The 251-nt window shown below is 64.9% G+C and carries 1 pseudogene; it reads right to left on the reverse strand.

Annotated features, from left to right (window positions below):
- Positions 1 to 251, reverse strand: a pseudogene (locus SB753_RS39635) (PAS domain-containing sensor histidine kinase); the annotation flags it as partial.

Here is a 251-nt window from a genome sequence, read left to right on the forward strand (position 1 = left end):
ATCACGCCCGCCGCGCGTGTGACATGTGACAGATCGGCCGCGCGCTGCAGCAGCAGCGTCCACGACAAGATCGCCCCGAGCGGCGAACGCAGTTCGTGACTCACGGCCGTGACGAAGTGATCCATGGCGCGCGCCACTTCGTCGCTATGCTCTCTCGCGCGCTTCTCGGATTCGGCGATCGCGCGCTGTTCGAGTTCGGCCTCCTTGCGCGACGTGATATCGAGCGTGAAGCCGACGATCGCCTTCAGTGT

Source organism: Paraburkholderia sp. SIMBA_053, assembly GCF_046534895.1.
Classification (GTDB): domain Bacteria; phylum Pseudomonadota; class Gammaproteobacteria; order Burkholderiales; family Burkholderiaceae; genus Paraburkholderia; species Paraburkholderia caledonica.